Here is a 24,249-nt window from a genome sequence, read left to right on the forward strand (position 1 = left end):
CATTCGTTTACAAAAGTCTTGTGCTAGCCTGAAAGAATCGCCTCGAATTTTCCCACTGTACTTTTTGTTGTCACAAAAGAGAATTATCTCCTTGTGCACGCTATCCCTGGAGTATTTATCCATTATTAGCTAAATGTTTATCCTCAATCAAATCCGCCGCGTGAACGATCATATATCCTGCCAACCGATCATTACCCCGCATGAACGATCATATCCTCTGCCAACCAATCATAACGCCACACAAACGATCATATATCCCACCAACCAGTCATTACTACCTCACGCACGATCATATATCCTACCAACCAATCAGCAACACCACACGAACGATCATTTATCCCGCCAACCGATCATTACTACCTCACGCACGATCATTTATCCCGCCAACCGATCATTACTACCTAACGCACGATCATATAACCTGCCAACCGATCATTAACATCACACGAACGATCATATAATCCTCCAACCAATCATAACGCCACACCAACGATCATATTTCCCGCCAACCGATCATACCCCCCACATAACCAATCACATACATCCCCCCAGCCCAATCATTTCCTATATACAAAAAAGATCAGACATTTATGTACATGTCTGATCCTCATTTTATTAAGTTGTAGATCACTAAAACTTACACCTGTTATAGAGCCGCTATTACATGCCCGGGTTTCTCCAACAATCTAAAGATATTGTTTTTATATTCTTCAACCCCTGGCTGGTCGAAAGGATTTAGGCCCTGCAAGTAAGCACTCATTGCACATGAAAGTTGGAAGAAATATATGAGATAACCAACATGATAGGCATCTTGCTTAGCCACTTCAAGACGTAGTAAAGGTACGCCTCCATCTCGGTGCGCCTCCATAGCCCCATGCATCATTACTTCATTTATTTCATTTAATGTTTTATCCGATAGATAATTCAAGCCATCCAAGTTTTCTTTGGATGAAGGTATCGCACAATCCTCCGCTTCTTCTGTGAAATGGACAAACGTTTCAAAGAGCATCCGTTGACCATCTTGTATATATTGACCGAGGGAATGTAAGTCGGTAGGATATGCGACGGCGGCAGGGAAAATACCGTTTCCGCCCTTCCCTTCACTTTCACCAAAGAGCTGCTTCCACCACTCATGGAAAGTTTCAAAGGATGGGGAAAAGCTCGCTAAAATTTCGACATTGTAGCCTTCAGATAACAGTAGCGTTCGTAAAGCAGCATACTGATAAGCTATATTCGAACCTATATCTGCGTTCGAGAGATCATGAATGGCTTTTTTTGCTCCTGCAAGGAGTTGTTCAATATCGACACCAGCTACTGCAAGAGGGATTAAACCAACTGGCGTGAGAACAGAATAACGGCCCCCAATATCATTTGGTATGATGAAAGACGTAAACCCTGAACGGACAGCCATTTCCCTCAAAGCACCTTCTGATTTATCGGTAATCGCAACAATTCGTTCGCTTGCGGATGAACCATAACGGTTTTCCATATATTCAAGCATAATCCGGAAAGCAATTGCAGGTTCCGTCGTTGTTCCAGATTTCGAAATAACAATAATGGCAACTTCTTTACTCCCCATGTAGCTTAATAATTGTTTCATATATGCACCGCTCAAGTTTTGGCCAGCAAAGAGTACTTCAGGATCATCCGAGTTTTTTTCGAAATACGGTGATAGCGCATCTTGAATCGCTTTCGCTCCTAAATAAGAACCTCCAATACCTATGACAACAACCAAATCTGCATTTTCACGCAGTTTTTTCGCCGCCTTCAGAGCATCCTCTAATTCATTTGACGAAATCTCATTCGGGTAATTCTTCCACCCCAAATAATCAGCACCTTCAGAAGTACCTTTATTCATTTCTTGATGAATCGTTTTCACCTGTGTACCAAATACTTCCTCAAGCTTACTTATAGATACATGTGATTGATTTAGTGTTAATGGAATTACCAATTCGACATTCTCCCCTTCTAGGTGGTTTTATCAATTTAAGTCATAAATTACTATTCATCTAACATGTCCGACTTCTTTCTACGGGTTCAATAACAGTCTATCACTTTCAACTCCCACTCATCTTTTATCAAGATAGGGCAGTAACTCATTTCCCATTAGGTGAGCCTCTTCAGCTATCGCAATTAAAAATAGATCATCAAAGCTCTTCTTCTCTATTATGCCCAAGAAGCATCTTAACTTCAATTCTAAATTTTGGATGATTAACAGTGGAAGATATATTATATGAAGGAATTTCCTTCAGTAACACTTAGTTATCGTAATGCAACTACCCCACTTACACAACATCAGTAATACGTAACGACTTACTGTTATTTTAACCACTGCTAATGAACTATGATTTAATCACCTTGGAATACAATGTATCGTGCACGGTTTAGTGGCTCCCGTTATAGCTGAATGAATAAATTAATAGTCAAACGTGCACTTAAAAGTCTGTCCACTTATTGTATAGGAGAGGATTTACACTCGCAGAATATGTGCAGTAATTCGGTATAAAAGTAGCTGGTGAGAAGAAACATCGGGAGCGGATACATATGAATTTGAAGTGCGAATTAGGGTAACAACAACCAAGCCTAACCAGACACTATAGTAAAAAACAGCTCCTATCCATCTGGACTGAAGCTGCTTCGTTACTTTTATAGTTACTTTTCACACGCGATTAAATCTTTATCGCGGTCGCTTTTTTTGTTCGCATCATAGATTGCCTGAGATACAAATGGCTTGTACTTCGTTTCCCCGCCTACATTTTTAATAGATGCAGATCTTGCTACGCCGCCTTTATACACTTTGTTTAACTCTGTGCAATTTTTATATGTCACGACTTTCGGGCTAGCCGCCTCAACATTCACCGAACTGAATGAGAAGCCTATCGCAATAGTAAATGCCAGCAAGACAGTAAATACTTTCTTCATAACAAAAACCTCCTTTTCAATTAATTCTCATAGATATGAACCTAGTTATGGGCATAAAAAAACGCCTTCCTTTATCCCAATCATTCATAGCGATCAGGCTGAAGACATCCCTCTTTAACTATATAATTACCTTAACAGACTTTGAGTTTATTGAATACCCTGAAAAAACTGGTTGGGGCTGATATATGATCGGTTCGCGTGGGATATGATCGGTTGCGTCATGATATGATCGGTTAGCGCGGGATTTGATCGACTGCGTCATGATATGATCGGTTAGCGCGGGATTTGATCGACTGCGTCATGATATGATCGGGTCGCGTGGGATATGATCAGCTGCGTCGAGATATGATCGGCTGCGTCGAGATATGATCGGTGCGCGTGGGATTTGATCGGCTGCGTCGAGATATGATCGGTTAGCGTGGCATTTGATCGGTTACGCGGAGATATGATTGGTCTGCACGCGGATATGATCGGCTCCAGCTAGTATATGAATGGCCTGCCTATGAAAATGACAAATCCTAGAGATTTCAATTTAGCAGAAGCAAATAGACCCAGTCATTGTATTAATGACTGGGTCCCCTTAATACTTTGAAATTTTCTATTTTGCTTCGAATTTAACTTGGCGGTAGCCGGTTTCGCATCAACTACTCACTCTGGCGTTGTATCTTCACTTGCCGAAGCATAGATGCTATTCGCTAACATACGGTAATAGTATTTCGTGTGGGCTCTAAACGCTAAGTCGTTCGCAAATAGCGTCACTGTTGAATCTTCCAACTGCTGCGTAAAGGCGAATGTTTGCCCCTGCGCTCCTTCATGTCCAGGCCACCATCCCGAAACGAAGAAATCATCCGTATTTTTGACTGTTGCCAATACTTCAGCATCCACTGGTACTTCAGTTATCCATGAACCCCTCGTTGTATATAGAAGCTCATCTGCCTTATAACCAGAAGTTAATTGGTGATTGACATTTACTGTCGCTTTCACAAGTCCTTCATGTCCACCTTGAGTCGTTACATAATCGAATCCTTCTAGTAACTCTGCATCTTTAACAGCTTTTAGTACACCGTTACCAATACCTACGAACGTTTTACCTGATAAATCTTTAGGCAAAGTACTATCAGAGATAATGACTTCTGCATTTTTCTCATCAACTAGCTTAAAGCCTAGCTCTTTCAACGAAAATGTCAATTGACTAGAACCGCTTCCTGCTACCTTTGGCTCCGAAATCCACTTTATTTCAAACGCATTGTATGCTGGTAAAGGATTCGCTTCAAAGGTATAATCCTCGACGTAGGAGAGTAAATCACTTGTATTAACTACGAAATCGCCTTTACGGAATCCGAATTTTTCCTCTTGCACCAAGCCGACTTGTTTTCCTTCTGCAAGGAGTTTGTTCACAAGTTTGATTGTGTCATTATTAGTGTTTTTTAGTACTTGTCTAGTAGCCGTTTTCTTAACTTCGCTTGCTGGAACTTCTATTGCACTAACCTTTGTTGTATGTCCTTCGAATCCTTCTTCATCTCCAAAACGTACTTCAACGACGTCAAAACCTCTAAGCGCTGGGAAATTAACAACAACGGGATCGTACATTGCTTCCCAATCAGAAACGTCATCGCCTTTATAAAGCATCGCATTCGCCAAGCCGCGCTTTGCTTGTTTCATTGGAACAACATAAGTTCCTTTCGGATAAGTAGTTGCTTCAATCATAATGTCTTTAGTCGTTTGTTCAACTGTTAAACCGTTGCGGATTAAATACGTTACCATATTATAAACTTCTAGCACGTTCTTCTGATTTCTTGCATCAGCCGGTAATACATAGTAATCCGGGAAGAAGTTTTCATTATTCCCGCGAACCCGACCGATTGAATCTCCAGCTGCATTCGTTAACAATGGATCAACGAGACGATTGTCTTGTCCTTTAATTCCACGACTAAAGATTTCAAGCTGGTTTAAATATAACTCGTCTTTATTCTCAAGGACATAGTTTGTCGCTCCAAAGCCAGTACCTACCATAGCGCGTAAAGAGTCCTGACTTAAAGTTGGCACCTCGACAGTATGTCCAAGAGTTCCATGAAGCATTGAAAAGATAGGTGTATAGGAAGGACCCATGTCATCCCATCCATCTTTATAGCCTTCTGAAGCTAGGAAATAAGAAGTTAAATTAGAATTACCAATTCCCGCTTTCCCCATTTCATGTGCCTGTTCAGTCATGCTTTTAATAAGTAAATCATATTCAAAGTTCGGGTTATGCGGCGGTGTAGCCGGTTCAATTAAGAATCCATTTACATAGCCATGCCCTTCTACCATTGTAAGCGGAGTCCACTTCGCAATTTCCTGATTCAATTGAATCGTTTCGACCTGTGTTTGGTAAGCATTGTCACGGTTCAAATCAAATCCAAGTGCATTAGCTCGTGTATTCAGGACACGTCCGTCCGGGTTATGTGAAAAGTTAAAGATAAAAATAATATTGTCTAATACTTTGTCCATATCCAAAATGACTTCTTCAGAATCACCATTTTTATCCGTTGATGTGAATTTAACTTGTGATTCCATCGCGAATTTCTTTAGCAGCTCTGTTTGGAAGTCGATTCCTTCCACTTCATCTGGATGGATATTATTGAACCAGACTGGAACTTGATAATCACCCATCGTGCCGTCTTTAATCTTCTTCATTAGTTCTTCCGGATTTTCAAGCGCAGTCGGCAATGTTTGATTGAGATACTTATCCACTGCTTCTTTATCTTTTGCAAGTACTACAAGGTGAAAGTCGCGGCCCTCGACAGATTTACCTGGGCTTTGATACTCTAAATAGCGATCGTTTAATTTATTTGACTCGGCAAAAATACTATCAATAGATGGCTTAATAGCTTCCCAGTCGAGATATTGGTCATAGACATTTAACTTTACAGTCGTTGATGCATTTAAATCATTTGCAGCATCAACCAGAGCAAGTTCATAGTCTCCAATTAGCTCTTTGTAGATGACACGGATTGACCGTGTTGATAGATTGTCCGTATTAAAAGGTAGTCCAAACTCTAGTTCAGCGGCAATCTTAGTTGTACCACCGACATAGTGTGGTTCTTTTTTAACAATGATGAATGGATCCCCAGAATATGATTCCGCTTTCGCATCCCACATCTTCCACTCCGATAGACTTTTCCCTCCAAATTGAAATTCCAGTTTGGTTAGGTCTACTTTCTTTCCAAAATCAACTTCCAACTCTACATCGCGAATCTCCGTAAGTGAGAATAGGGATTTGCTAACCTCTAGTTGGGTCGCTTGGCTAACTTGGACAGTATCAACTGTTTGGGCAGCTAACGTTGATGCTGGCAATGCCATCGCAATTGCCATATAGATGGATAAAAATGCTACTAAAAACCGTTTCACTACTTAACTCCCCCTTTTCATATTGTTTGTAGATTGTCAGACTACAGATTTAATATAACAAATCTACAAATTGTTTGACAGTGAATTTACTTCGAATTCTAAACTAATTTGAATAGTGCGCCTATTATTATAGTGAGATATTACTTTAATATCGTTATTAGGTTTGAAGGTCCAAAGTTTGTCCGATATCTACTGTTTATATAGCTCCTTGGAAGCAACTAAGTGCTTCCAAACTTTGAATGGATTTGCGCTAATTTCCGGCTTGCCTTCCTCGCACAACTATCGACAATTCTCAGTAGTAGGATTGTACGGGCGGCATTCGGTATCATCTATGGTTGGTCTGCAGTGGGATATGATCGGTTAGCACGGACATATGATCGGGCCCCGTGGGATATGATCGGTTAGCACGGACATATGATCGGGCCCCGTGGGATATGATCGGTTAGCACGGACATATGATCGGGCCCCGTGGGATATGATTGGTTAGCGCGGACATATGATCGGTCTCCCCGGGATATGATCGGTTAGCACGGAGATATGATTGGGCTGTGCGGGATATGATCGGTTAGCGCGGATACATGATTGGGCCACGTGGGATATGATCGGTTAGCGCGGATACATGATTGGGCCACGCGGGATATGATCGGTTGGCGTGGAGGTATGATTGGTTCAAACCAGAACAACCTCCCGACCGATAATCCGGTCAGGAGGTTGTTTTCGTTGTAATTGATAATGGTGTTGTTATGGAACGATATTTCCAGCTGCTTTATAAATGTCATACCATTCTTTCCTTGTTAACGTAATATCTGTGCTCTTACATGCGTCTTTTAATCGCTGAGGATTCGTTGTTCCGAGTACGACTTGGATGTTAGCTGGATGGCGGCTAATCCAGGCGGTTGCGATGGCCGTGTTTGTTACGTCATAGTTGGCAGCAATTTCGTCAATCACTTTATTCAACTCTAAAAAATTCTCTAAGTCGCCAAGGAATGGACCAGCAAAGAACCCATTTTGAAATGGTGACCATGCTTGTAGCGTGATATCATGCAAACGACTGTATTCTAGTATACTGCTATCACGATTGATAGCTTGATCTATATTCATATTTAACGCAATTCCCGCGTCAATCATCGGTGTGTGTGCAATACTAAACTGAATTTGGTTGACTACTAATTTATGTGGTGTATATTTTTGCAACAATTCGATCTGTGCTGGGTTATGGTTCGACACCCCGAAATGTTTTACTTTTCCGTTGCTATGCAATTTCTCAAATGCCTCGGCAACTTCAGCAGGCTCCATTAATGGATCAGGACGATGAAGGAGTAGCAGGTCCAAGTAATCCGTGTTTAAACGCTTTAAAATACCGTCAACTGAGTCGAGGATATGTTCTTTGGAAAAATCAAAGTAGTTTTCTTGACCTTTGATGCCACATTTACTCTGCAAAATCATTTTATCACGAATTCTAGGGCTCATTTGAATCGCCTCGGCAAATAATTCTTCGCACCGACCCTGACCATAAATATCTGCATGATCAAAGAAGTTAATCCCTTCATCAAGTGCAGTGCGGATTAACTGCTCTATTTCCGTTAAAGAAAGCTGTGTCAAACGCATATTCCCCATAATAATGTTGGATGCGTTGAGTTCGGTATGTTTAATTTGCGTATATTTCATGGAAAAAAGCCTCCTTTAAATGTAGTCACACTATTTAGAATACCTCACAATCTAGGTAAAAGAACAATTTCATGCTTAGGTTGGAGTCTTTTCGAGAATGGTTGGAGGCTTGCGGCGATTGGTTGGACACTTCGAAGGTTTTGTTGGACGCTCCTTCGTTGGTTGGACACTTTTCAAAATTGGTTGGAGACTTGCGGCGATTCGTTGGACACTTCAAAGGTTTTGTTGGACACACCTTCGTTGGTTGGAGACTTGCGGCGATTCGTTGGACACTTCGAAGATTTTGTTGGACACACCTTCGTTGATTGGACGCTTTTCAAAATTGGTTGGAGGCTTACCGCGATTGGTTAGACACTTCGAGGGTTTTGTTGGACACTCCTTCGTTGGTTGGACACTTTTCAAAATTGGTTGGAGAACTGCGGCGATTCGTTGGACACTTCAAGGGCTCTACACTCATCGCCGTATAGGTCCGCCCCGCATAGTTTCTTTACTTATTCTTCATTCTATAAGCTACCTCTCTTATTAAAATTAAAGCTTTTAAAACGGAACTTGCAATACAAGATAACGAGTTGCTCCGGCAACACAAAAATCATCGTATAGAATAAAACAAAGCATATGACTGTTATGAAGGCATCCCCGATATCAGCCAATAGGAATGCACTGGAAAATTCAATCCCCTTGAGGTACTTGAATCGAATGTGTTTTTAAATATTCCTTTTTAAAGCCGGAATAGTTTGAGGTCCAAATGTTATGTACAAAATACAAAAATGGCAGCGCGGCTACTGGCAATAGAAATAACAAGAACCAATATGGGCTTTCCATGATTCCTAGGATTGTGCCGCCTATGATACCAAAAAGATTATAAATCATTGAAATAAAACAAAGACTTGCGTAGACAAGAAAAAAACAGGTATTCATATAAACTAATCCATACATTTTCATCTTTTTACTTCTTCCTTGAACGAGTTGACTAAACTTCCAATTCGCCTTTATTTCCGAAGCAGATTGCTTCAATACTTCCCATACGTTCCTTATTATTTTCTTCACGTTTTCTAGACCTACCTCCCTACATACTTTAAACATAATAGGCGCTACAACTTCGTAAAAAGCTGTAGCATTTTATTTATTTTTCCAATTCGAATTTAGCATTTTCAATTTTCACAGTTTTGTTTTCTTCAGTCATCAATTGAAGCAGTTCTTTCCCCTCTGGTGTAACCGGAAGGGTAAATGGAATCGCATGGTTTGGCTGAATAACACCTGCAAATGATTCGGATAGGTCTACTTTTTCACTCTTGAATACATATTTTATAGTATCCTCCGTTTCAACGCCCAACGTGTATTCTAACGTAATATTTTTGATTCCCTTTTCCAATCGATTAATTCCTAAAAATAACATGACACTCTCGCCTGCACTCTTTTCTACAAAGTCAATTGCATGAATACTAAAGTCTTCCGCAACCCCAATATCGGGATTGACTTCTACAAGTCCGGACAATTGTTGATACATCTCTTCTTCCAACGTGACGCCATTTTCCTCGTCTACTTTTAATACTTGCATCGAAAGCGCTTGTTGCTCTATCTCTTTTTTCACGTTTTCTTCCTCTCCCGTCTGCGGTTTTTGGTCATTGTCGCCATTACACCCCACTAATAGTATTGCGGCGAATAAAATTCTAAGTAGCTTCTTCATTTCGAGACTCTCCAATCATGATTAAAAATTACTGTTGACTATGTATAAGTTTACTATAATGGAATGATTCAACTTTTTAGTTACGCTGTTCAAATTAGGACTTTCATTGAACGGCCCTAGTTTATCGGTATCCAAAACTACATCTTTTTCCACGAATGTATTATTCATAGATGTCGGAATAAGAATCCTATCCTTCATTTGCACGTGTTGTTTTTCAACGCCAGTAAGTATACGTGGATAGATGACGCCATTCCATGTGTCGTTAGGAGCCCCGTGCATATAGAGCGTGTAATTATTCCCCAAAGTTTTAGAGCATTCAACTACATTCTCTGTACCGAAATAAAATACGCTTTTCTTTTTTCCGTCAGTAAGAATTTCCACAGTCAAATTCGTTCTGGACATAATCCAGAGCGCATTGGCGAACACTTCCTCTAACTTAACTTCACCGTCGACGAGGTTAACAAGCCCACGAAGATGAAATTTCTTATACGTTTTCTCCCATTCCTTTTCTATTTCCTATTTTGTTAACGCTATAAATGGATTGGAAAAACCGATGATTGACTTTGTATTCAGCGTTTGCAACATAACGAAAATATCATTTTCCGTAAACTCTGGAATCATATCTTCACTTCTTTCTATTACTTTTTTTAGATCCGTCTTGTCTTTCTTTCAGTGGTAGACTAAATTCCGGATAAACCTGCTTTACAAGATCCTTGTTTTTGACAATATAAAAGTAACGATGCAGATATACAGAAAAATATGCTGTTATAATTGATAATAGTGAAATTAAAAAAATGAAAATCATCATTTTTGCGGACTCACTATAGACAAACGTTAATATAAGTTGGCCGATTACATAACCTAATCCTGCGAATGATAACCATCTAACATTAATACTCACCATCTGTTGCATTTTATGATATGTTCCTGTGTACAGCGCCTTTATATTCAACCAGTTCATCGTTACCAGTAAGCCGATAAAGAGAAGAAATCCAATAATAAAAGGACCTTTCCCTTCTGCTCCTAAGTGAAGATACAATAACTTTTGTATTGCTAAAAAATAGACATATGTATTAACAACCCCATATACACCAAAAAAGAGATAATAGGACTTCTCAAATTTGTATGGGGCGAATAAATAAAGCAATGCCCAAATTTGTAGGATTGCTACCGGCACAATTGCCGCCATAAAATAAATAAACGAAAATGGTACTCCTATAATTGGAATTACACCAATTACATATAATAATATTAAGAAAAAACAAATAATATTAGATCTGTTTTCCTTAGGCGTTTGGAATTTTAAATAAGATAATGTAATTGTATCGATTCTATTTTCCCCGATTTTGATACTCTCCTATCCGTTATACCAAGATGAAACTTTATTAATGATACCTGTTGTTCTCTTTTTTATTGCATCGCCAATTAAATTATAAATACGAACAACTAAAAGCGTTGCAATCATAAGTAGCATTGCAACGCTTTCATTAATTTACTGAATCAAATTTAAAGTTATCCATCTTCACGACTTGGTTATCTTGTTCAAGTGTGTCGATGAGTGCTTCTTGTTCAGGCGTTATGCTCAGAGAGAATGGAACTGCATGATTCGGTTGAATGATACCTGTTTCCTGCTCGGAAAGGTCCACTTCAACGCCCTCCCACACAAATGCACCATTATCATGACCTAATGTATAGTCGAACTTGATGTTTTTCATGGGTTCATCCAAACGATTGATGGCTAAGAAAAGCAATGAAGCGTTTTCTGTTCCACTGTCCACGATATCAATAATATTAATACTGAAATCATTGGCGAGTCCCATGTCTGCATTTTCCATAATCATTCGATTTAACTCTTTATAGACTTCGCTATTTTCAATCGTTACCCCGGCTTCTTCGTCTGCTTTCAATAATTGTAATGAAAGTGTCTGTTGTTCAACTGTTTTATCCACTTTTTCTTCAGCCCCTTTTTCCCTATTATTATCCTTTGAGGCACATCCTGCCAATAGTAAAACTACTAACAAAAAAAATATGGTTTTTTTCATGCGAATCCTCCTAATCAAATTGCCAATACTAACGCATCGTCTGTTCATCATTGCACGCCTACAGACATCTCCACATTGGTTTGCCCTGCATTCGTTTCTTTGAACTCTACGAATATGGGTGTTTTTCGACTCATTTCATGTTCTTCAATATAAATGAGAAGCTCCCAAAACGTCACCTGTGACTGGGTATCAAAGTCATCTGTTAGTCGAGTCATAATCATACGGTTGATCAGGAAATAACTGCTGAAATTAATTTCCTCTTCTGCTTCAATTGGAATAAACAGTTCGGCAGTGGGATTGTTCATAATGGAAAAGAACTTCTTTCCTACAGCTTAGTCTTCAGAGTTCATATAACCCCTTTTATCGAAATTAAAGCTTTTGAAGCGGAACTTGCAATACAAGATGACGAGCTGCTCGGGCAATACAAAAATCATCGTATAGAATACGGCAAAGCATAGGACTGTTATGACAGCCTCTTCGATATCAGCCAAATTGAACGTTCTCACGACAAATTGAACGATAAACACAAGTCCAGTACTTCCAATAATAACGGCTGGAATATACGTTTTCGTTTCGAATTTCGCTCGGAGTTCATCTCGTTTCGATCCCTTTTGATACTTCCCTCTTTTCAATAAAACAGAAAATCGGATGAGAGTAGCAACGAATAGCACACCTCCAAACTCAAAAAACCTTGAAAGACTTAAAGCCAGTCAAGTTTTTTTGACCTAATCTTCTTAATAAGTATTATAAAACCCCTACACTCATCTCCGTATAGGTCTGTCCTGCGCGGCTTTTTTTGTACTCTACAAAAATAGGTGTTTTTTGAGTTTTTTCATGTGCGTTCATATATTCCATAAGCTCCCAATACTTCACCTGTGCTTCCACTTCAAAATTGCCTTTGATTCGTGTCGTGAGCATACGGTCAACTAGGAAATAGCTGTGGAAATTAACTTCTGCTTCCTTCGGGATTATAAAATGATTCCCTTTAATGGGAAGGAATAATTCAGCTGTCATGACTTCATCGGTCGGATTACTGATGATCGAAAAGAACATTGGTCCCGTAATTTGGTAGCCATACTCGTCTAGAATCGAGACAAAATCCGTTAAAGCAAGATCAATTTCTTCGGGTAAAAAGTTATATAGTTTGGACGTGACATTGCGGTATGCAATCTGATGGTTTTCTGCAATCATCATGCATCGCCCTGCCCTTTTATCGGCACATAGAGATCGATGATGATATCCCCGTATACATCCAGTAAAACGCAATAATAGGTAGTCTCCAATTCAATTTGTTGCGTGTTGGCGTATGCCTTTACTTCCTCATGGGCAGCCGCGAAATCCACTTTTTCATCCGCCTGCCGCATGACCAATGCACTTCCGATGCTTAGGTTTTCTTGGAAAGTAAAGTCAGAGTCATCTACTAAAACGACTGGACTGCTGATTGGCAAGTAGTAGGTGAATTTTCCAGACGTTTCATCCCCTAGGTTTTGAACAAACGAGAAAAACAGCGGACCGTTTTTGTAGACATCTTTATTGAGCGTGAACTCTTCTAGCATGAAGATGGCTTCTTGCCAGTTCTCTTTTTTTTGTTCTGTTTCATATGTTAGTACGTTATTGAAAATCAGTGAACGTTTTTCAATCCCCATTTACAAACACCCTTTCTAACATCACTTTTCGTTATATAAGTTTCCTTGTTCATTAAAATTAAAGCTTTTAAAACGGAACTTGCAATACAAGATGACGAGCTGCTCGGGCAGGATGAATAGCATTACGTAGAACAGTAAAATGCCTATCGCAATGACAACCATGATATTGATATCTGTGATTGCAGAGGTCCTGGCAATGTACTGGATCACAAAGACCAATCCAATTCCGCCAAGAACAGCGGCTGGTATGTACGATTTTGTTTCAAACCGTGTTCTAAGCTCATCTTTTTTCGACCCTTTGCGATAATGTCCATTGCGCAGTAAAATAGCGAAACGAACGAATGTTGCGATAAAAACCAGTAACCCTATCAGGAGTGTGATATAGGTGAAATTCAGAAGTGATTCTGGTGCAACCGACGAGCCTTCCCCTTTCTTTCCGATGAAAAATAATGCACAGATAAAAAGAGAAACGGAAAATAGGTTTTGGGCCACTAAGATGGACAGTAAATACTGGACCTTGCCACTTCTTTTATACACTGCTGGAATTGCATAAATAAGAGACAGCACAATAAGTCCCGCCGTTATCCAGAAATGAACCTTCAATATTTCATCTTTGTATGGATAAGCTGTCACATCTCCTGCAACAAAGTATTCCAGTGAAAATAGTAATGCCTGTAAAAATACGCATAGAACAAGGATACCCGCCAAAGCGGAGGGACGTTGTCTACCCGATTCAAGAGGTCCTCTCAGTACTTCGAAATCTTCTACTGTTCGTTTGGAGGACATCAAATGCACCCTTTCTTCGCTCAATGGAACCACCCTTTAATATGGTCCATTGCTGATTTATCGTCATCTCCAAATTTAACATTCAATAAGGAGTTCACTGCTATTCCTGCCACTACACCGACTGCGGTACCTACACCCGGTATTGGGATTAGCGCTGTACCGGCTGCAGTGAATCCGACTTGTACTGCGCCGCCGATCGCTAAATCGATTGCCGTGTCAACTGTTGCCCTACCTGCAGCTGCACCGTCGTCTAGTCCTTCGTCTTTCGCTGTAGAATAGTTACTATAATAACTAAGACCTGCTCCTAAAGGTGCGAGTGATTTAGCAGCTCCTTTTACAATGCCGCTATTCGCAATGCCTTTAAAATCAACGACATCCGTAAAGGACTTACCTGCGCCTTTAATGGTCGCTGTTCCTATTGTTTTTGCCTGTTGTTTAATGGTTGCTTGGTCATTCCAGTAAGCCAAAGTTGGATGCTTTTTCAGTACACTCTCTCCAGTACCTGACCAGCCGCTCTGTCCCGGTTTCTGTGACGCAAACTTCAGCATCGCCTGATTGGTAGCTTGAATGCCATAATGCTTCGGAGACCATTTTTTATTCCCTTTAGGAAGTCCTGCCATGAGTTCTTTAAGTGCTCTCGCATCGGGATTGACCTTTAAACGGTCTAATGCGGTTTGGGTTGCATTGATGCGATATGAATAGTTGCCTGTTTGCAGATTTAAGTGTCTTGAAGTACTCAAACCACCGTCTTTACCTGCAACATACATGCCAAAACTAGAAAGCCCTCCAGTAATCGTACTGTTCGCTTTTTTTGCCAAACCGACAGCTTCTTTCAACATCATTACATAGCCATTGGCAGAAGCTGTTGATACCTCTCCCGTTACATCCTCTGAACCGTCTTCGACAACGCCATTCATAACGTCAACTCGGTGTTGCAGTTCTGTTTTGAGCGGTTGGTTTTCCGATTGCTCCGCCCACTGTTCAGGTTGAAAATCTATATCGGTCAGGCCATTGCTCATCATACCTTCTATTTCAAGCAACCACAGTTCCATTGTCAGCAAATCCGCTTCAATCTGCGTTAATGCGGCTGTCTGCGTTGCATCGAATTCATGGAGATCAGTGACCGTTTTTTCCTGCTTCGTTTGTGCACGTTTCACGCCTTCGTGCACTTCGCTGTCATTCAAGTGCGGAAGAGCGACGATGTCACTGACTTCATCCATGATAGCATTCGCTTCGTCCGTCAAAGTGAGCGTTAATTGGTCAATTGTTGTCAGTCCTTGTTTAACGTCCGCTTCGAGAAAACTTTCTTGGATGTAACCGTTCGAAGCCGATTCCAGCGTGTCGAGAGCGGATTTCATTTGGCTTAGAACGCTGTCATAAGAAGATTTAAAGGTCGTGAAAAACTGTAAGAACGGCATATGACAATCGTTATAAAATGCTCGGATAGCGTTCCCGCCTTGTCCCTTCAGGGAATCATCCAGCGCAACGAGTCCTCCAACGGCAGTTTCAATTGCTTTCATCTCACCTTCCAAACGGCTGAGCATAGTAATATTGTTCTGCAAACCTTCTTCAAATGGGCTGACGTCCAGTACCTTCATTGTGACACCTGCTTCGGTCCTGCAAGTGTGCACTGCATGACAGATGCTACTTTTTCATCCGATTCACTCATAAACTTGACTGAATTGGTAGTCGTTACACTATTAGCAAGAAGCACCGTTTGATAACTCGTTAGTAACGTTTCTAGCTTAGTCGAAAGCTCCGTCAATTTCGTCACGACATCCAGTGTATTCCCTGTAATTGGTGGTTCCGCTTTCGGATTAAGCAATGTGGTTGCATTGCTCATGTCACTGATTTTACTTTCAACATCTGCATACACTATTTTCACTTCGGTAGTCATCTAGTTTTTGCCTCCTCTGCTTCTTCCTTAGCTTCCGCCTCAAGACGCGCAATGGTCTGTTCGATAGAAACGATTTCAGCGTTAAGCGAATTAATCTTGTCAGCAATTGCAGTAAACACGTTCGTGAACTGGGCTCCGGTTATTTCCAGGAAAGGTGTATGGATTCCCGCTTCACGAATATCTTGAAAAGCAGTGGCCAGCGTACCGTGCCATGTACTCGTAGATAATTCTGGTTCCAGACACTTTTTTTCATCCGATTGAAATTCCGATTTTTTTATCCCTAAGTCTGATTGGCATTTGGTGAGACGCCTCACTTCTTCCAGCTTTTTCCGTAATAGTTCATTGTAATAAGCCAGCAAGTCTTTTCCTCCTATCCTGTTGTTTTATCACTCCGTAAATTTCGTTGATCCCCTTCAGAAGTGTTGACTAGCTTTGGCAAGAAAAACGTAAACAAGGTAACAAGCCCAGCCACAATAATGGCCAATAAAATCAGTGTCCTCGGCTTATTAGTAGCGGTATTCTCTTCTACGATCTTGACAGCGTTGGTTTTCTTTCCACTCTTTTCAGCACTGGTAAAGAGACCGAGTTCGGCTGTTTTTGCTGCGACAGTACTTTTCTCTCCACGTTCCTTAGTTTGGAAAAGATAGGATCCATTGCTTCTCTTCGGTAATTGCCTTCTACCATCAAAGTAAATATCAAACTGTTTAACAGGGATTGTGTTTTTCATCTCAACCTTTTTACTGTCATGCAAATAATCGGTGTTTTTCTTGAACTTTAGTTTTTCATAAACAACTGGTTCCAAATCGAGATTGGGTTCATCATCCGGAGCTGCTTGAACGGTACTATGACCCGCCGTCCAAGCGATTAACAGGATTACAAGTAGCAGCCAAGTCGATTTAGTTGTCATGAGCTTGTTCTGCCGTAGACGTGTCATTTGTTTTGTATTTATTGATCAAATAAGAAATCATGATCATCGCAATCGCAATGATTCCTGTAAGTACCGCTCCCCATATGAAGTTCGTTTCAGGTTCATATTTTATGGACATATAAACAGTCGATAAAATATCTGGAATGTTTATTTCAGGTACTGCAAGGATTAGAAGCGGCGTAATGTATAGACACATCAGTACGACACTCGCAATCCATCCTGCTGTTTGCCCGAATTCAAGTGCTGCCCGAATAACCGCGGCACTAGCCAATAGGAGAAGGATGGTGAATACTGTCCATTCAACTGCACGTTGGTCATTCAGCACATACATGTTTATGCTGTAGAGACTGATAATAAGACCTACGAGTAAAGACAGCATGCAAGTCAATCCTAAGCGGAAGCCAATTGGACCTTCTTTAATTTGATAACTAAAGAAACCAATTAACAGGCTACTAATAAGCAAAATGAGTAGTAGAATAACAGGAGGTACTTTCCTCACTTCATCCGCAAATGCGGCCTCTCCTTTTACCTGGAGTGGATTGACAAAATGATTGAACACATAGCCATTCTCTTGCCCGTCAACATAGGTGTTACCAAGAAAGTCTTGAATATCCGTATCAAATGCTGACATTGCATCCACATTCGTTTCCCACTTATCGCTGAATGCGGTAGACGTTTCTTTCATATTATCCGCTTTTGCAGTTAGATCACTCGCGTAATTGACAAGACCTTTTTGCCTCTCTGATAATGAATCCATCATGCCGCTGAGCGAAACAAGTTGACCACTCACATTTCTTTGACTAGCAGCAACTTCGCCTTCACTTGTTGCCGCAACAGGTTCGCCTGCAGTATTTTGAATCTGGCTAAGTAAAACGTTTGCTTGCTCATCAATCATACTCAAATCATTCAATAGCGCAGCATGCTGCTCTTGCACTGTTTCTTTGTAACCGGACATGATTGCAGCAAACGTTGTACTCAACTCACTCATACCGAGCTCAGTTTCAGGGATACCGTCCCCTACAGAAGTCCAGCCTTCGAGTTCAATTTCATTCATCTCGACAACGTTTTTCAATAATGCGGTTAAGATTTCATCTTTTAGAACGCCATCTTTATGCGTGCTTTGCCCCTGTTCGTCGAGGGTAAATCCAAATTGTTCGAGCGTTGCATAATAGCTCAACAATGTTTTAGTTTCCGTGCTAGCAGCACCCTTCGCAAACAAGTCTGCTAATCTATTCCGTTGATCCCCCGACAATCCATCGTGCTTAAGAAGGGATGCTTCTTTTTGCTTGATTTGATAAATCATCTGCGCTGTATCTGCAGGGGCTGAATTCAAAATTTGTTGAACCGATTCATATTCTTTGTTCAATACATCATAATCACCAACCAGATCCTTGTAGTCGGTGGATGCTTTTACATAATCATCCGTTCCTTCTTTCTTTGTACCGCTCCAAAGTGCTTCCTTTTCTGACATGACTGTGTTCATCGATGATAGCTCGCCTTCAAGCTGTTCCAATTCACTTATGAATGTGGAATCGGGAGTCGCTTCGGCAACACTCGCTTTCATCGCGGTCAATGCTGCTAAAATCGCAGTCACTTTATTTTGCTCTTCTTCGAGCCCTGGCAATGCAGCTGCGAGCTTAGCACCGGCTTTGCGGTCCATTTCTTCTTTGATTGCGTTCATTTGTTGCTGATCAGCTGTTGGATTAGTTGTGCCACCTACAGCCGATCCGTCTTTTCCAGCCGCAATTCCTTTTTCTAAATTACCTAAAATCGAGTTATTATAGCGGTCAATTGCAGTTCCTTGGACGACAAGAAGGTCCACTAGTTGTCGATCGACTTCGTTTTTACGCAAATCGGACAGTGCATTGAATTTCTCCTTATTCGCGTCAATTTTTTCATTCACTTTGACAATTTCACCGTTTAACTTTTCGTTATTTTCTTCAAGCATCTGGACCGATTCGTTGAACTGGCTCGCTTGAGTTGCCGCAGCAGCATGAATCTTAGCTAGACTGTCATCTTGGACTTGTTGAAGAATATTTTTTTGCTGTTGTTGAAATTCTTTATACTGCTGTACATATGTGATGAAACCGTTCATTTGCTGTCCGAATGAGTCGGCATTTTCAATTCGGGCATTATGACCATTATTTGCATCACTGATTACGGAGCGCAGTCCTTCCATTTGTTTTTTCTGGCTCTTCATCTCTTCCGCTAGCTTCTCGGACCCTGGTTTATAATAGTCGGACATCGCAGTAAGGAATTCTGTTTCCTTGCCCAGAATAGTTGTGAACTCTTTTTTAATATGATCCATTTCTTGTGCAACATAACTCCAATAGAGTGTCGAAACCTTTTCGTTTACACGGTTTGTGGCCGTTTCAATTTCATGGAGTACTTTTTCTTTTTCTGAACCCGCTTTTTGGCGTTGTACTTCATAGGAGAATTCCGCTTGCTCAGGATTCTGCTGATCATATGACATGATGCTTTCCGAGAAGTCTGAAGGAATATACACAATCGCTTCATGCTGATTCGATTTTAACCCGTTAACAGCGGTACCACGGCTCATGACTTTCCATTCATACTTTGAATCTTCGGCTAGAATGGAAACAACCTCTTCTCCCATATCGACGGTTTCATCATCCTTGGACATACCTTGGTCTTCATTGACAATCGCTATAATTCGTTTATTGGAACTATCCGCGTTAAACAGATTCACACCTAGTAGTTGAAAAAACAAAATGGGAACAGCTAGTATCAGTACAATTCCCGCACCAATTTTCAGTAAACTCTTATTCTTTTTCATTGCAGAATCTTCCTCTCAATCTCACTTAACGGAATTTGTATTTTACTAGCATTGCCATTCAAAATATAATGTGCAAATCCTAACGGAAGATCCATTTCTTTGCGTTCGTACGCAACGGTATATAATGTCTGCTCCGATTTTTTCATGAAGATAAGCGCTTGGCGAACCAGCTTCAATTCATTCGTGAATGCGTCGTAGCCTTTCGTGATTTCCGCATTATTTCCAGAGATAATGACATTGAACCCTAAGTGGGAATACTTTTTCATCAGCTTCGATAAGCGATCTTGTATGCCAATATCTGCTACTTGTAAAAACCGTGTATAGCCATCGATGATGAAATAAGAAGGGACAAGTTCAGCTGCCCTATTTCCTGACTGGACGGTTTCCAGATACGCATTTTCGGCCTGAATGTAGAATTGTTCAGCTTGCGTTAGCCACTCCATGAGACGTTCTTTCGTTTCCAAGTAGTCGACTTTCGAGTCTCCAGAAAACATGGATAAGCCCCGGTCAAATGAGTCAAATATCGCGATGAAGCCAACGTCTTGCTCCATCAGCGTATGAAGGATCCACTTCAATGTATTTGTTTTTCCTCGCTGTACTTGTCCAACTAGCAGACAATGGCGATTTTTCCTGAAGTCGATCTTTATCGGCCGTACTGTTTCTTCATCCAATCCGATTGCAACAAGTCCATTTTCCTGTTCCCCTGATACATAAGAAGGGAAAATGGTTGACGTCAATTCGAACGGCAACATCGGAATCGGTTGAGGAAGTTCCTGCCCACGGTATTTCTCCTTCAGTTCTCGGGCAATCATTTTAATCGCTTCCAGGACTTCGAAATCATTTGTCCCCGGCGCCGGAAGGAAAACTTGCGCGAAATGTGGATCCTCTTTTTTGATAATGGCCCTGCCAGGGAACGGCTCCAACTCAAATGGGACACGTCCAATGACTGTAAATGATTCTGTCGCATCCATTAAATAATGAACAACTTTCGTTTTCAAATTATTCATGAGTGATTGTCTAACTGACTGCACGCGCGTCGCAGCGATAAACAGATAAATACCAAGCGACTGTCCGTCACGCCCGAATTGAATCAGTTGCATTTCGAGCTCTTCCATCTCTTCACGGATGATATCGTAATTATCGACAACCATGTAGATTAGCGGCAAACGATGCGCAGACAATTCGTTGTACATATTAATATTGCTGACTTCCGCTTGTTGGAATGCCAATTTCCTTTTCGTAATCTCATCTTTCATCAACTTAACGAGTTTTTCCCGCTTCAACTCTTCATCCAGCGTGAAATAGTCAGCTGTATGCGGTAGTTGCCGGAGTGGTAGTAGCGATCCATTGCCGAAGTCCAAAATATAAAAGTTCGCTTCGCTCGGCGGTAGATGATCAGCTATTCCAAGAACTGTCGTCAGCAGTGTATACGACTTTCCATACCCTGATGATCCGAAAACACCCAGATTGCCATCCTTCGTCCAATCATAACCAATTGGTGTTTGACTTTGTTTTTCTGGCTCATCAATCATCCCGAGCGGAAAGCCAACTTGTATTGCAGAACGATCTTCCATCGTTTCGATTCGCATTGCCAGCGGCGGTAACCACGGACTCGCTAACTTCCGGATGGACATATCCGCTTGTGTTTGTGCAATTTTTGCTGTTACGGCTTCCATTTCCGTTAGACCGCTTCTTTTTTTGCTGATATTTGTTTCGATACCGGAAAGAGAATGCAGACCAAGGTCCGTGACAATCGCAATGTCATCTTCGCCCTCCAATGTTTCCTCCATATACGGCGCGCCGCTCCAAGCAGATTGAAACAATTCATAGACTTCATTGTTCCCCACTTGTAAATAGCCTCGACCGGTTACAGTAATTGTGGCAGCATCGCCATTTTTCAAAATCTCTTTACTATCCGATGCATCCTGTACTTTCAATGCGACACGGAAACGGGCATTACTCCAAATCTGTTCGTCGATGATACCGCCCGGTTTTTGTGTTGCCAAAATAAGATGGACCCCCAGGCTTCGGCCAATTCTGGCGGTACTAACTAGCTCGCGAATGAATTCAGGTTCTTCACTTTTCAACTCTGCGAATTCATCTGAAATCAGGAACAGATGCGGCAAGGGTTCAGCTGCATTTCCTTCCTTATAGAGCGTCGTGTAATCATCGATATGTGTGACGACGTATTGGTCGAATAAACGCTGCCGCCTTTTCAGTTCACTATTAATAGAAGTAAGTGCACGCATACTGAAGTTTTTACTGCCTTCAATGTTTGTGATGGTGCCTAATAGATGAGGAATATTTCTAAACGGTTGCGCCATTCCTCCACCCTTATAGTCAATCAATAGAAAAGCGACTTCATGGGGATGGAAATTGACGGCAAGCGATAGAATATACGTTTGAAGAAATTCACTTTTCCCTGAACCCGTCGTCCCTGCCAGCAAACCATGAGGACCATGCGCTTTTTCGTGTAGATTCAAATGAACAAGTTCCTCTTTTCCTTTTAAACCGATTGGAACGGCAAGTGACTTCGAAGATTCGTTCGTCAGCCAATTGCTTCCAATCGGAACATCTTTAACATCCTTCACCCCGAACATTTCAAGGAAACTGACCGAACTCGGTATCGAATTCTTCATACCAATCTGATGATTGAGCGACTTCAGCATTCGGGCAAAGCGTTCATTCGTTTTCTCATCATAGGCATCCAGTTGAAATGGCGTATTAACTGCTTTTCCAGCATTGATGAGGATATCGCCTTCCCAGTCATTTACGTAACGGACAAGCGTATGAACATTTTCAGTCATACGCTCTTGTGCCGACTCAGCAAATATGACAGAAATGCCGAGATCCTCATTACTTTTCCCTTCCAAGTACTCTAGAATGACATGCTCCGCAATTAACGAGTAATTGGAAACGATGAATACGAGATGTGGTGTGAATCTCACTTTCCCTTTCATGTCATCCATATCGCGTTCGCGAATTATTTCATAGAGTGACGACAGCAACTGATCGCGCGTCTCTTCATTATGAATCAATCCTTTTGCATGCATATTTGGAAGTGTGAAATGTGGCAACCATTTCATCCATTCAATGTCTGCGTAGTCCTTGTTGTTAAAGATGTAGATGAAACGTGTATCATGGTAACTATGAGAAAATGCGAGCTGCCCAACGATCTGGCGTAATTCACGCTTGATAATCGATGCTTTTCCGATAAGTCCTAAAATTCCTTGCGATATACGGGCAGTGATTGGGGCACCTGGAATTTCCTTATAGACCGTTTCCATACGCTGTGCTTGTTCCAACAAATCATCGACTTCTCTATTCGCCAAATCCCCCGATGACAACTTAATGTCATAACTAGCGGGCACATTGCCGGTACCAAGTCTAAATTCCATAAAATCATGACTTTCCAATGTCTTTTCCCAAATTCTACCCGACAACTGATTCGTCAATTGCTTCATCTGTTCAAACGGTGGAAAATGATAGTCCAATACTTCTTTTTGCTTTTTGGATAATTCATATAGTTCTTGACGCATATTTTGCAAGTAGATTGTGTAGACACGGCGTCTTTTCGCTTCATTTACCTTACGTCTTTTTCGATCTTTAAAAAATTGCACAGTTGAAGTGACCAAGGTCATGAGGAACATCGAAATGGAAATGATGATGAAAATCCCACGGGGTATCAAAATGGCAACAAGCCCCATGACGATGAGCATAACTAGCGGCGGTGCAATAATAAGCAAAAGACCGCGCCCTGAATCATCACTTTCCTGCGTTGGAAAGGATAGTGACACTTTGTCTTCAGGCAAGTCGTAGATCATTCTGGGTGTCCGTCTGTAATCGGGATACATCGTAACGAGTTCAGACTGTGGTACGTCAATTTCTGACAGTCGGGTTTCGTACTGGGCAGCAGTAACGACTTCTAAAATGTCTTGTTCGATTAATTTCATTTCCATGAACGCCCACTGAACTACATCTCCGATTTGAAGGGGCTCATTCATGTCAACTCGTTTGCCATTCACATAGAGCGGGCAACTGTAATTTTTCTTAATAATCCAGCCAGCCAATGTCTTATTCAATGAAAAATGACCGGATTCTACATTTGAAAAAGTAACTTCTTCCCGATTGAATGTTGCCGTTTCAAGTCGACTATCAAACGAAACTTCATTTTCATAGTCGAGATAGTACGTTTTTGTAGAAGCGGGAGCAGTTAAGACATATAAATGAAGAATTAGTTCTTTTTGTTCAATCGACAAACTCCCTTTGTCCGATATTCGACCGACGTGATCGACTCCATCATGAACCGTAAAACCATCCTTTTCCTTCGCTACTGTGAAATGGCCCGATGTAAATGGGTACGACAGGATTGTGATATCATTTTCGATAGCTGGCCCGATAGTTAGCGAAGTAAAAGAATTTTCATCCACATCGATACGTTGATAATGTTCCCCGTAAAACACCCATAGTTGTTTCATCATGTACACCT

General features: G+C 41.1%; 20 protein-coding genes. All 20 read right to left on the reverse strand.

The window, feature by feature from the left end:
- Window positions 1-646: 646 nt before the first annotated feature.
- Complete coding sequence (locus MKX62_RS03445; protein WP_340740720.1) at window positions 647-1,951, reverse strand: glucose-6-phosphate isomerase; 1,305 nt, start codon at window positions 1,949-1,951, stop codon at window positions 647-649.
- Between the two features lie 701 nt (window positions 1,952-2,652).
- Window positions 2,653-2,922 carry an excalibur calcium-binding domain-containing protein gene (locus MKX62_RS03450; RefSeq protein WP_187045853.1) on the reverse strand — a complete coding sequence of 90 codons (270 nt, stop codon included), beginning with the start codon at window positions 2,920-2,922 and terminating at the stop codon, window positions 2,653-2,655.
- A 648-nt stretch (window positions 2,923-3,570) separates the two neighbouring features.
- On the reverse strand, window positions 3,571-6,309 hold the full coding sequence (locus tag MKX62_RS03455; protein WP_340740721.1) for a M14 family metallopeptidase: 2,739 nt from the start codon (window positions 6,307-6,309) through the stop codon (window positions 3,571-3,573).
- Between the two features lie 741 nt (window positions 6,310-7,050).
- Complete coding sequence (locus tag MKX62_RS03460) at window positions 7,051-7,977, reverse strand: aldo/keto reductase (protein ID WP_340740722.1); 927 nt, start codon at window positions 7,975-7,977, stop codon at window positions 7,051-7,053.
- 669 nt (window positions 7,978-8,646) lie between these two features.
- Complete coding sequence (locus MKX62_RS03465; RefSeq protein WP_340740723.1) at window positions 8,647-9,024, reverse strand: hypothetical protein; 378 nt, start codon at window positions 9,022-9,024, stop codon at window positions 8,647-8,649.
- Between the two features lie 76 nt (window positions 9,025-9,100).
- A complete protein-coding gene (locus MKX62_RS03470) occupies window positions 9,101-9,664 on the reverse strand; it encodes a hypothetical protein (protein WP_340740724.1) in 564 nt (187 codons plus the stop codon).
- Between the two features lie 21 nt (window positions 9,665-9,685).
- On the reverse strand, window positions 9,686-10,066 hold the full coding sequence (locus MKX62_RS03475; RefSeq protein ID WP_340740725.1) for a hypothetical protein: 381 nt from the start codon (window positions 10,064-10,066) through the stop codon (window positions 9,686-9,688).
- A gap of 223 nt (window positions 10,067-10,289) precedes the next feature.
- Window positions 10,290-10,841 carry a hypothetical protein gene (locus MKX62_RS03480; RefSeq protein WP_340740726.1) on the reverse strand — a complete coding sequence of 184 codons (552 nt, stop codon included), beginning with the start codon at window positions 10,839-10,841 and terminating at the stop codon, window positions 10,290-10,292.
- Window positions 10,842-11,151: 310 nt separating this feature from the next.
- On the reverse strand, window positions 11,152-11,706 hold the full coding sequence (locus MKX62_RS03485) for a lipoprotein (protein ID WP_340740727.1): 555 nt from the start codon (window positions 11,704-11,706) through the stop codon (window positions 11,152-11,154).
- Window positions 11,707-11,753: 47 nt separating this feature from the next.
- The gene (locus tag MKX62_RS03490) at window positions 11,754-12,011 is read right to left on the reverse strand and encodes a DUF5085 family protein (protein ID WP_340740728.1); all 258 of its coding nucleotides are present in this window, start codon (window positions 12,009-12,011) and stop codon (window positions 11,754-11,756) included.
- Window positions 12,012-12,038: 27 nt separating this feature from the next.
- Entirely contained in the window at window positions 12,039-12,377 is a 339-nt protein-coding gene (locus MKX62_RS03495; protein ID WP_340740729.1) for a hypothetical protein, read from the reverse strand.
- A gap of 73 nt (window positions 12,378-12,450) precedes the next feature.
- Window positions 12,451-12,900, reverse strand: coding sequence for a DUF5085 family protein (locus MKX62_RS03500; protein WP_340740730.1), 450 nt, complete (start codon window positions 12,898-12,900; stop codon window positions 12,451-12,453).
- Window positions 12,897-13,352 carry a hypothetical protein gene (locus tag MKX62_RS03505; protein ID WP_340740731.1) on the reverse strand — a complete coding sequence of 152 codons (456 nt, stop codon included), beginning with the start codon at window positions 13,350-13,352 and terminating at the stop codon, window positions 12,897-12,899. The genes MKX62_RS03500 and MKX62_RS03505 overlap by 4 nt, the downstream gene beginning before the upstream one ends.
- A 21-nt stretch (window positions 13,353-13,373) precedes the next feature.
- The gene (locus tag MKX62_RS03510; protein ID WP_340740732.1) at window positions 13,374-14,138 is read right to left on the reverse strand and encodes a hypothetical protein; all 765 of its coding nucleotides are present in this window, start codon (window positions 14,136-14,138) and stop codon (window positions 13,374-13,376) included.
- A 20-nt stretch (window positions 14,139-14,158) separates the two neighbouring features.
- Window positions 14,159-15,736, reverse strand: a complete 1,578-nt coding sequence (locus tag MKX62_RS03515; RefSeq protein WP_340740733.1) for a ribonuclease YeeF family protein — start codon at window positions 15,734-15,736, stop codon at window positions 14,159-14,161.
- Complete coding sequence (locus MKX62_RS03520) at window positions 15,733-16,035, reverse strand: YwqI/YxiC family protein (protein WP_187045863.1); 303 nt, start codon at window positions 16,033-16,035, stop codon at window positions 15,733-15,735. Before MKX62_RS03520 ends, MKX62_RS03515 begins: the two co-directional genes overlap by 4 nt.
- Complete coding sequence (locus tag MKX62_RS03525) at window positions 16,032-16,394, reverse strand: DUF5082 domain-containing protein (RefSeq protein WP_340740734.1); 363 nt, start codon at window positions 16,392-16,394, stop codon at window positions 16,032-16,034. The genes MKX62_RS03520 and MKX62_RS03525 overlap by 4 nt, the downstream gene beginning before the upstream one ends.
- A gap of 11 nt (window positions 16,395-16,405) precedes the next feature.
- Window positions 16,406-16,942 (reverse strand): type VII secretion protein EssA, encoded by a 537-nt coding sequence (gene essA / locus MKX62_RS03530; protein ID WP_340740735.1) that lies wholly within the window; start codon window positions 16,940-16,942, stop codon window positions 16,406-16,408.
- Window positions 16,932-19,760, reverse strand: a complete 2,829-nt coding sequence (gene esaA, locus MKX62_RS03535) for a type VII secretion protein EsaA (RefSeq protein ID WP_340740736.1) — start codon at window positions 19,758-19,760, stop codon at window positions 16,932-16,934. The genes essA and esaA overlap by 11 nt, the downstream gene beginning before the upstream one ends.
- A complete protein-coding gene (gene essC, locus MKX62_RS03540) occupies window positions 19,757-24,238 on the reverse strand; it encodes a type VII secretion protein EssC (protein WP_340740737.1) in 4,482 nt (1,493 codons plus the stop codon). The genes esaA and essC overlap by 4 nt, the downstream gene beginning before the upstream one ends.
- Window positions 24,239-24,249: the final 11 nt, after the last annotated feature.

Origin of the sequence: Sporosarcina sp. FSL K6-5500 (assembly GCF_038005665.1) — a bacterium.
Taxonomy (GTDB): Bacteria; Bacillota; Bacilli; order Bacillales_A; family Planococcaceae; genus Sporosarcina; species Sporosarcina psychrophila.

Excerpts from the sequence above, each read along its gene's own strand:
- esaA (WP_340740736.1), bottom strand. The coding sequence starts at position 19,760 with ATGAAAAAGAATAAGAGTTTACTGAAAATTGGTGCGGGAATTGTACTG.
- MKX62_RS03485 (WP_340740727.1), bottom strand. The coding sequence starts at position 11,706 with ATGAAAAAAACCATATTTTTTTTGTTAGTAGTTTTACTATTGGCAGGA.
- essC (WP_340740737.1), bottom strand. The coding sequence starts at position 24,238 with ATGAAACAACTATGGGTGTTTTACGGGGAACATTATCAACGTATCGAT.
- MKX62_RS03475 (WP_340740725.1), bottom strand. The coding sequence starts at position 10,066 with ATGTCCAGAACGAATTTGACTGTGGAAATTCTTACTGACGGAAAAAAG.
- MKX62_RS03450 (WP_187045853.1), bottom strand. The coding sequence starts at position 2,922 with ATGAAGAAAGTATTTACTGTCTTGCTGGCATTTACTATTGCGATAGGC.
- MKX62_RS03515 (WP_340740733.1), bottom strand. The coding sequence starts at position 15,736 with ATGAAGGTACTGGACGTCAGCCCATTTGAAGAAGGTTTGCAGAACAAT.
- MKX62_RS03505 (WP_340740731.1), bottom strand. The coding sequence starts at position 13,352 with ATGGGGATTGAAAAACGTTCACTGATTTTCAATAACGTACTAACATAT.
- essA (WP_340740735.1), bottom strand. The coding sequence starts at position 16,942 with ATGACAACTAAATCGACTTGGCTGCTACTTGTAATCCTGTTAATCGCT.
- MKX62_RS03520 (WP_187045863.1), bottom strand. The coding sequence starts at position 16,035 with ATGACTACCGAAGTGAAAATAGTGTATGCAGATGTTGAAAGTAAAATC.
- MKX62_RS03490 (WP_340740728.1), bottom strand. The coding sequence starts at position 12,011 with ATGAACAATCCCACTGCCGAACTGTTTATTCCAATTGAAGCAGAAGAG.
- MKX62_RS03510 (WP_340740732.1), bottom strand. The coding sequence starts at position 14,138 with ATGTCCTCCAAACGAACAGTAGAAGATTTCGAAGTACTGAGAGGACCT.
- MKX62_RS03470 (WP_340740724.1), bottom strand. The coding sequence starts at position 9,664 with ATGAAGAAGCTACTTAGAATTTTATTCGCCGCAATACTATTAGTGGGG.
- MKX62_RS03460 (WP_340740722.1), bottom strand. The coding sequence starts at position 7,977 with ATGAAATATACGCAAATTAAACATACCGAACTCAACGCATCCAACATT.
- MKX62_RS03500 (WP_340740730.1), bottom strand. The coding sequence starts at position 12,900 with ATGATGATTGCAGAAAACCATCAGATTGCATACCGCAATGTCACGTCC.